The organism is uncultured Alsobacter sp., assembly GCF_945952055.1.
Classification (GTDB): domain Bacteria; phylum Pseudomonadota; class Alphaproteobacteria; order Rhizobiales; family Beijerinckiaceae; genus Alsobacter.
Map to the genome: position 1 here is coordinate 1 of NZ_CAMFHB010000092.1, position 8150 is coordinate 8150.

7 protein-coding genes are annotated in these 8150 nt (G+C 68.6%); 6 read left to right on the plus strand and 1 reads right to left on the minus strand.

Annotation, left to right across the window (positions count from 1 at the left end):
• Positions 1–89 precede the first annotated feature (89 nt).
• Genes Q0Q47_RS30770 through cydC form a run of 3 tightly spaced genes read left to right on the plus strand, consistent with a single transcriptional unit; the run spans position 90 to position 3814 of the window.
• Positions 90–338, plus strand: a complete 249-nt coding sequence (locus Q0Q47_RS30770) for a hypothetical protein (protein ID WP_293868956.1) — start codon at positions 90–92, stop codon at positions 336–338.
• An 18-nt stretch (positions 339–356) separates the two neighbouring features.
• Positions 357–2135, plus strand: coding sequence for a thiol reductant ABC exporter subunit CydD (gene cydD, locus Q0Q47_RS30775; RefSeq protein WP_293868958.1), 1779 nt, complete (start codon positions 357–359; stop codon positions 2133–2135).
• Positions 2132–3814, plus strand: a complete 1683-nt coding sequence (gene cydC, locus Q0Q47_RS30780; RefSeq protein ID WP_293868960.1) for a thiol reductant ABC exporter subunit CydC — start codon at positions 2132–2134, stop codon at positions 3812–3814. The genes cydD and cydC overlap by 4 nt, the downstream gene beginning before the upstream one ends.
• A gap of 45 nt (positions 3815–3859) precedes the next feature.
• On the opposite strand, the gene Q0Q47_RS30785 is transcribed toward cydC, so the two are convergent.
• Positions 3860–5116 (minus strand): iron-containing alcohol dehydrogenase, encoded by a 1257-nt coding sequence (locus Q0Q47_RS30785; RefSeq protein ID WP_293868962.1) that lies wholly within the window; start codon positions 5114–5116, stop codon positions 3860–3862.
• Positions 5117–5194: 78 nt separating this feature from the next.
• Between Q0Q47_RS30785 and Q0Q47_RS30790 the strand changes: the two genes are divergently transcribed.
• Genes Q0Q47_RS30790 through Q0Q47_RS30800 form a run of 3 tightly spaced genes read left to right on the plus strand, consistent with a single transcriptional unit; the run spans position 5195 to position 7055 of the window.
• A complete protein-coding gene (locus tag Q0Q47_RS30790) occupies positions 5195–5878 on the plus strand; it encodes a substrate-binding domain-containing protein (protein WP_293868964.1) in 684 nt (227 codons plus the stop codon).
• Positions 5879–5907: 29 nt separating this feature from the next.
• Entirely contained in the window at positions 5908–6570 is a 663-nt protein-coding gene (locus Q0Q47_RS30795) for an aspartate/glutamate racemase family protein (protein WP_293868966.1), read from the plus strand.
• Between the two features lie 14 nt (positions 6571–6584).
• Entirely contained in the window at positions 6585–7055 is a 471-nt protein-coding gene (locus Q0Q47_RS30800) for a MaoC family dehydratase (RefSeq protein WP_293868968.1), read from the plus strand.
• The last annotated feature ends 1095 nt before the right edge of the window (positions 7056–8150 follow it).

The following is an 8150-nucleotide window of genomic DNA, read 5'->3' on the forward strand; positions in this document are numbered from 1 at the left end:
ACACGAGCTGGGCCTTCTGGGTGATGCGCGGCAAGGTCGGCGTGAAGCACGTCGAAACCTCGGACCACGCGTACTAGGGGAGGCCGGACATGTTCGTGCGCTACATCATCGCCATGACGCTCGCGGCCCTGGCCATCCTGTTCGCCATCATCCTTGGCGACTACGGCCCCTGGTACCTGTCGTGGTTGCTCGGTACGGGCTTCATGGTCCTGGTTGCTGTCTCGGCTGGCGTGCTGTTCGAGGCACAGGAGGATGCAGCCAAGGCGGCCCGCGGTCCCGGCGAACCGCTGGATGTCTCCAGCGCCGTCGACGCGCCTGCGCAACGGCCATCGCGCTGACCTGACGATCGCTTTCCCATGACCGGGACCCCGGCGGACGCGCCCGGCCGTCGGCGCGCCGGCGTCGAGCGCTGGCTGCGTGGCGAGATCGCGCAAGCGGCGCGGAGCGGCGTGCGGCGTGCGATCGTGCTGGGTGCCCTGGCTGCGGCACTCGCCGTGCCGCAGGCGTGGCTGCTGGCCCATGCGATCGCCCCGGTCGTCATGGAGAAGGCCTCGATCTCGTCGGCGCTCGTCTGGCTGCTGCCGGTGCTGCCGCTGCTGGGACTGCGCTTCGTTCTTGCCAACGCCTCGGGGCGGGCAGGGCTCGCGGCGGCGGCCCGGGTGAAGGCCCGCATTCGCTCGGCCCTGCTGCGCCATCTGGCGTCGCTTGGACCTGCAACAAACGCAGGCCGCAGCACGGGCGAGGCCGCCACCGTCGTGCTCGAAGGCGTCGACGCCCTCGACGCCTATGTGTCGCGCTTCATGGCCCATCTCGGCGTGCTCGTCGTCCTGCCGCCGCTCGTGCTGGTCGTCGTCCTGCCGCGTGACTGGATCTCGGGGCTCGTGCTGCTGGTGACGGCGCCGGTCATCCCGCTGTTCATGATCCTGCTCGGTCTCGGCGCGGAGAAACTGAACCGCCGGCAGTGGCTGCGGCTCCTGCGCCTGTCCGGCCGGCTGCTCGACGGGCTGCAGCGCCTCACCACCTTGCGCCTTCTGAATGCCGGCGACCGGGAGGCCGAGCGTCTCGCGGAAGCGGCCGAGGACTATCGAAAGAGCACCATGGCCGTGCTGCGGGTCGCCTTCTTGTCCAGTCTGGCGCTCGAATTCTTCGCCACGGTCGGGATCGCCCTGGTCGCCGTGCTGATCGGCTTCCGGCTGCTCGACGGCGCGCTGGGCTTCGAAGCCGCATTTTTCGTCCTGCTGCTCGCGCCCGAGTTCTACGCGCCGTTGCGCCAGTTGGGCCTCGACTATCACGCGCGGATGGAAGCCCTGGCCGCGGCCGAGCGCATCCTCGACCTGCATGCGGAGCCGCCGGTGCCGGCGGGTCGGGAGCGGCCGGCGCTGGGTTCGGCCATCACGATCGAATGCGAGGGCGTAAGTTTTGCCTGGGACCATGGCACGGACCCTGGCAGGCCTGCCCTCCGGGATTTCTCGCTGCGTCTCGTGCCCGGTGAGATCGTGGCCCTGGTCGGGCCGAGCGGCGCGGGCAAGAGTACCCTGCTGTCGCTGCTGCTAGGCTTTCTTCGCCCGCAGACGGGTCGGCTGCTCGTCAATGGCCACGACCTCGCCAACGTCGACCCCGCGCACTGGCTCGGCCATGTCGCGGTCGTGCCGCAGCGGCCGCACATGTTCGAGGGCAGCGTGCTCGACAACATCCGGCTGGGCGATCCCGACGCCAGCCTCGATCGCGTGCGAGACGCGGCCCGCCTGGCTGCCGCCGATGAGTTCATCGCCGCTCTGCCGCAAGGCTATGACACGCCGCTTGGCGAGCATGGCGAGACGCTGTCGGGCGGCCAGGTGCAGCGTCTGGCGTTGGCCCGGGCCTTTCTCAAGGAGCGGGCAGGCGTGCTGCTTCTCGACGAGGGTACCGCCGGACTGGACCGCGGCACGGAAGCCTTGGTGGCCGACGCCATCCGTCGGCTCGCGGCGGGTCGCACGACATTGATCGTCACCCATCGCCTCGCCACCGTGCGGCTCGCCGACCGGGTCGTGTTCCTGGAGGAGGGACGCATCGTGGAACAGGGGCCCCGCGCCGCGCTCCAGGCAGACGATGGTCGCTTCGCCCGCCTCCTGCGCGACGCGGGGCTCGCCCCATGAGCGACATGGCCGTCGTCCGCCGCCTGCTTGCGCTCGCCCGGCCGTGGCGCGGCTGGATGGGGCTCGCGGTCCTCGTCGCCTGCGCGACGGTGCTAGCGAGCGTCGCGTTGATGGGTGTCGCCGGCTGGTTCATTGCTGCGATGGCGATCGCCGGGGTCACCACCGGCATGATGAACTACTTCCTCCCGGCGGCCGGCATCCGCTTCTTCGCCATCGTGCGGACCGGCGGACGCTATGGCGAGCGGTTGCTGAGCCATGAGGCCACGTTCCGGCTCCTGGCGGGCCTGCGCCTCTGGTTGTTCCGGCGGCTCATTCCCCTGTCGCCGGGGCAACTTCAGGCGCGGCGTGGCGGTGACCTTGCGGGCAGCCTGCAGGCCGATGTCGAGACGTTGCAGCACGCCTATCTGCGCCTGGCCTCACCCGTCGCCGTGGCGCTGGCTTGCAGCGTTGCGGTCGTTCTGGTCGTGGCCGCCCTGCATCCGCCGACGGCGCTGGCGCTCGCCGTGCTTCTGATCGTGGCGGGTGGTGTCGTGCCGGTGATGGCGCGCCGCGCCGCCGCGGTGCCCGGCGCGGAAGCCGTCGCTTCTCGTGCCGCCCTGCGCGTGGCCACGGTCGACCTGCTTCAGGGCCTGACGGATCTGCGCGCTGCGGGTGCCGTCGACCGTCGCCTCGGGGTCATCGACGCGCTGGGCGAACGGCTGGTCGACAGTCAGTGCCGCGCGTCGAACGCTGGCGTGATCGCCGAGGCGGCGGTCGGTCTCTCGGCCGGCCTGGCCCTTTGGTGTGCCACCCTGCTGGCCGCGGCGAGCGTCGCTGCGGGAGGTCTTCTGCCTGGGGTCGAGCCCGCCCTCGTTCCGGCGCTCGCGCTGGCCGCCCTGGCGGCGTTCGAAGCGGTCGCGCCGCTGCCGGCGGCCATGGAGCGCTGGGGCGAGGTGAGGGCGGCGGCACTCCGCATCTTCGATCTCGCCGATCGAAGCCCGGCCATCGTTGCGGGGCCCGACCCGTCGCCCGTACCGCGAGACGCTAGCATCGTCTTCACATCGGTGCGGCTACGCTACGCGCCCGACCTGCCGCCGGCGCTCGACAGCCTCGACCTCGCAATTCCCGACGGCCAGCATCTCGCCATCCTGGGACCAAGCGGAGCGGGCAAGAGCTCGCTCGGCCGCCTCCTGGTGCGCTTCTGGGACTACGAGGGCGAGATCCGGCTGGGCGGGCACGATCTGCAACGGTATCGGCCGGAAGACCTGCGCCGCCTCGTCGGCATCGCCACGCAGGATGCGCAGCTCTTCAATGGCTCGGTCCGCGACAATCTCCTCATGGCGGCTCCGGAAGCCGACGCCGCGGCAATGGAACATGCTCTCGATGTCGTTCAGCTCGCCGAGTTCGTGCGCGGCCTTCCCGAGGGAATCGACACGTGGATCGGCGAAGCGGGCGCGCGGCTATCCGCCGGCCAGGCCCGCCGGCTCGTCCTCGCCCGCGCGCTCCTCCGGGACCCTCGTATCCTGATCCTCGACGAGCCCACCGAGAATCTCGACGCCGGGACCGCGCGCCGGCTGATCGCTTCCCTGCGCGCCGCAACGGAGGGACGCACGGTCATCCTGATCACCCACGATCCACGCGCGGCCGCCCAGTTCACCGGCGTTATCGTGCAGATGGCGGATGGGCGAGTCGTCGAATGAAGCGCGGCGGTGCGGCCCGTCGGGTGCGAACGTTTTCCAGCTTGTTCAGTAAGCGGCCTCCAGCAGCCGCTGAGCGGCGGCAATGCGTTCGCTGTCGGATCGGACGCCGGCGTTGGCATTGAAGTTCTTAACCGTCTGCCCGGCGATGAGGGGGATCGCCGATCGCGGGATGTTCAGCTCGCTGAGACGCACAGGCATTCCCACGCTGCGGTACAGCCGTTCCAGCTCATCGGCGATGACCGGCCTGATCGGGCCGGTGCTGCGACCGAGGCCGAGGGCTTCCGCCACGACTTGCGCCGCGGCCGCATCGTCATCCTGTTCCAACCGGATCCGGGTACCGTGGATGGCGGAGATCGACTCCCCCTGGCCGACATGCGGGAACTGGACATGCAGCGCGGTGGAGACGGCGTAGTCCCCGCCAAAGGAAGAACTGGCGCCCATGCGGGCGCCATCGTCCTCGGCCCGGTTCTGCAGGAAGGCCGCGATGCAGAGATCCGCCCGCGAGGCCGCATCGTCGCGCTTCTCCGCGAGGCCCGAATAGGAGCGGAAGGCGAGACGGAAGGCCTGGAGGCGATCGCCTTCGACCAGCGGATTGGATTCGGCAGCGGCGATGGCTGCAACGGCACTGGAAAAGACCGTCGTGGCGGTCGACCGGTGGGATGAAGACGGTGTCGTCATCAGGACGTCGTGGTCCAGCAGGATCGCCTGCGGCCGGGTCTTGGGATCGAAGAACTCCATTCGATGATCCAGGTCGTCATTCTTCAGCCCCGTTCCCGCGCGGTTCATCGCGCTGGTGGGAGTCGTCGGGATGTTGACGATGGGGAGCTTCGGCGCCGCCAGGCGCGGACTGTAGGCCGGCTTGTCGGCTGGGTACTGCGTCATGAGCTCGAACGGATCGCGATCCTCGCCGAGGAAGATCGCGACGGCCCGCGTGGCCACCAGCACGCTTCCGCCGCCGACGGCGATGAGGAGATCGGCCTTGGCCTCGCGCGCGGCATCCCGGGCGGCGCAGACGTTGGGATAGGGGCAGTCTTTTTCGATTCGGTCGAAGACGCCGGCGAAGGTCGGTCCCAGAGCCTTCTCGATGCGACGAACGGTGTCGGTTCGCGCGTTGATCGACGGCGAGCAGATGACGAAGGCGCGCTTGGCGCCGGCGCGGGCAACGACTTCCCTGAGGGGAGCCTCGAGGACGTTCGTTCCGCAGTACAGACGCCAGTTATGGCCCGAGGCACGAAAGCTCACTGGATCTCCTCCTGATTCCGGAATCTTTGTAAACCGATAGCACATTTTGCCGTCGGCCATGGCTGCAGCCCGCTATAGTGACAACGTCCATTGTGCGAGGAGTGAGGTCCTGTGGCATCGCCGTCGTCCGTCGCCGTCATGAGTGGTCTCGCCCTCGAGGTGGCCGTCAATCGCTGGCTGAAACCGGCCTTCGAGGCCGCATCGCCCTATCGCCTGGAGATCGACTGGCGTCCGACCACGGCCCTCATGAAGTCGATCGTCGACGGGCAGCGCGCCGACGTCATCATCGCCATCGACGGCGCCATGGACAAGCTCTGCGCCGATCGCATCGTGCGTCCCGAGACGCGCGTCTGTCTCGCCGATTCGATCCTGGGTGTCGGCGTCCGTGAAGGCGCACCGAAGCCCGACGTTTCGACAGTCGAGGCCTTCAAGCGGACGCTGGTGTCTGCGCGGGCGGTGGCCTATTCGCGGGCGGGCGCGAGCGGCATCTACTTCACCGGGCTGGTCGAGCGGCTGGGTATCGCCGCCGAGGTCAATGCGCGCGCCGTTACGATCCCTATGGGCTTCACCGGCGAGAAGGTCGCGAGCGGCGAGGCCGACCTTGCGATCCAGCAGGTGAGCGAGCTGATGTCGGTCCCCGGCGTCGCCGTCGCCGGTCCATTTCCGCCGGAGGTCCAGACCGTCTCCACCTTCGATGCCGCCATCTTTGCCGATGCCAAGAACGCAGAAGGTGCAGCCGCGTTCATGGCGCTGCTCGCCTCGCCCGAAGCGGCGAAGGCCTATGCCGATGGCGGCCTGGTCTCCCGCCTCGAGCATTCCTGAAATCATTCTCGTTTCGAAAGTCCGGCCGCATGTCGAAGAAGCCCCGCATTGTCCTCCTGCATGGCACGCCCGTCGCCGTGGAGCCCATCCAGCGCGCGTTCGCCACGCGGTGGCCCGAGGCCGAGGCCATCGACCTGCTCGACTCCTCTCTGTCGATCGATCGCGCCAAGGACCACGACCTGACGCCGCGCATGTTCGAGCGCTTCGTCGAGCTCGGCAGCTACGCGCACCGCATCGGGGCCGAGGCGATCCTCGTCACCTGCTCGGCCTTCGGGCCGGCGATCGAGCGCATGGCAAGGGAACTGCCGGTGCCGGTGTTGAAGCCCAACGAGGCGATGTTCCGGGAGGCGATCGGCCAGGGCCGTCGGATCGGCATGCTCGCGACCTTCGCGCCGTCGGTGCTGACCATGACGGAGGAGTTCGAGCAGTTCGTCGCCGAGGCGGGCGCTGAGGCCTCGCTCGAGACGATCGTGGTCGAGGGCGCCATGGACGCGCTGCGCAAGGGCGATGCCGACCGGCACAATGCGCTGATCGCCGCGCGGGCGTCCGAGCTCGCGCACTGCGACGCCATCATGCTCGCGCACTTCTCGACCTCGCGCGCGCTGGCGGCCGTCAGTGCCGCGGTCAAGACACAAGTGCTCACCGCGCCCGACGCCGCGGTCGACCGCATTCGGGCCGCCATCGGCGGCTGATAAAGGAGGACATCATGGCAAAGAGAATCGTCGAGAGCCCGCAGGCGATGAAGGCGCTGGTCGGTCAGGAGCTGGGAGTCAGCGACTGGCTGGTCATGACGCAGGAGCGCATCAACACCTTCGCCGACGCCAGTGGCGACCATCAGTGGATCCATGTCGATGTCGAGCGCTGCAAGACCGACATGCCGGACGGCAAGACCATCGCGCACGGCAATCTCACCTTCTCGGTGATCTCCACCTTCGCCCGCGATGTGCTGAAGATCGAGAACATGCGCAACGGCATCAACTACGGCTCGAACAAGGTGCGCTACACCAGCCCCGTGCAGGTCGGTGCCCGCATCCGCGGCCGCCAGAAGCTGCTCGCCGCGGACGACATGCCGAACGGCGGCATCCGCATGACCTATCAATGGACCGTCGAGATCGAGGGCCAGGAACGTCCGGCCTGTGTCGCCGAGACCATGAGCATCGCCTACGCCAAGGCGTAGAGTCTTTCACCTCATCCTGAGGAGCGCCCCCGCGGGGGCGCGTCTCGAAGGATGGGCAACAGACACGGTGCTCGTGCCCACCCCAGCGTGGAGGTTACTCCGCGCGACGAGACGCTCACTGCGTTCGCTCGTCAGGGTGAGGTCGGTGTTGGGATGCCCGGCTTGGTTCCTCGCTACTTCCGCTTCAGATAGTCGATCGCGAGATAGCTGAGCGCGCGCACGCCGTACTTGAGCGCGGGCTCATGGACGCGGAAGAGCGGCGAATGGTTGGCCGGTGCCTGCAGCGGGTCGACGTCCGGGGGCACGACGCCCAGGAAGAAGAACATGCCCGGCACGACCTGGGCGAGGTACGAGAAGTCCTCGGCGCCCATCACCGGGCGTATCTCGGTGACGCGCTGCGGGTCGAGACCGTCCTTCAGGCTGTTGGTGCCCCAGTCGGTGAGCGGCGGGTCGTTGTAGGTCACCGGCACGCCCTCGAAGACCGTGACGCTGGCCTTGGCGCCCGCGGCATCGGCGATGGCGGAGGCGGTCTTGTCGATGCGCTTCCAGATGTCGGCGCGCACGCCCTCGTCGTGGGTGCGGATGGTGCCTTCCATGGCGACCGAATCGGGAAGGATGTTGTTGCGCACGCCGCCATGGATGGTCGAGACCGAGACGACCGCCGGCGTGAGTGTCGGATCGAGCTGGCGGCTGACGATGGTCTGCAACGCCAGGATGATCTGCGCCGAGGTGACGACGGGATCGATGCCGCGCCACGGTTGTGAGCCGTGAGTCTGGCGACCCTCGACGTCGATCTTGAGGCGATCGGCGCTGGCCATCAGTCCGCCGGGACGCAGCGCGATCACGCCGGAGCGGATGCCCGAGGTGACGTGCAGGCCGAACACCGCGGACGGCGCCGGGTTCTGCAGGCAGCCGTCGGCGATCATCGCCTGGGCGCCGCTCGGGCGGCCGTCGTTGGAGCCTTCCTCGTTTGGCTGGAAGATCAGCTTCACCGTGCCCGGGATCTCGTCCTTCATGCCGGCCAGGATCTCGGCGACGCCCATCAGGCTGTCTCTTATACACATCTGACGCTGCCGACGACTCCTTACGTGTAGA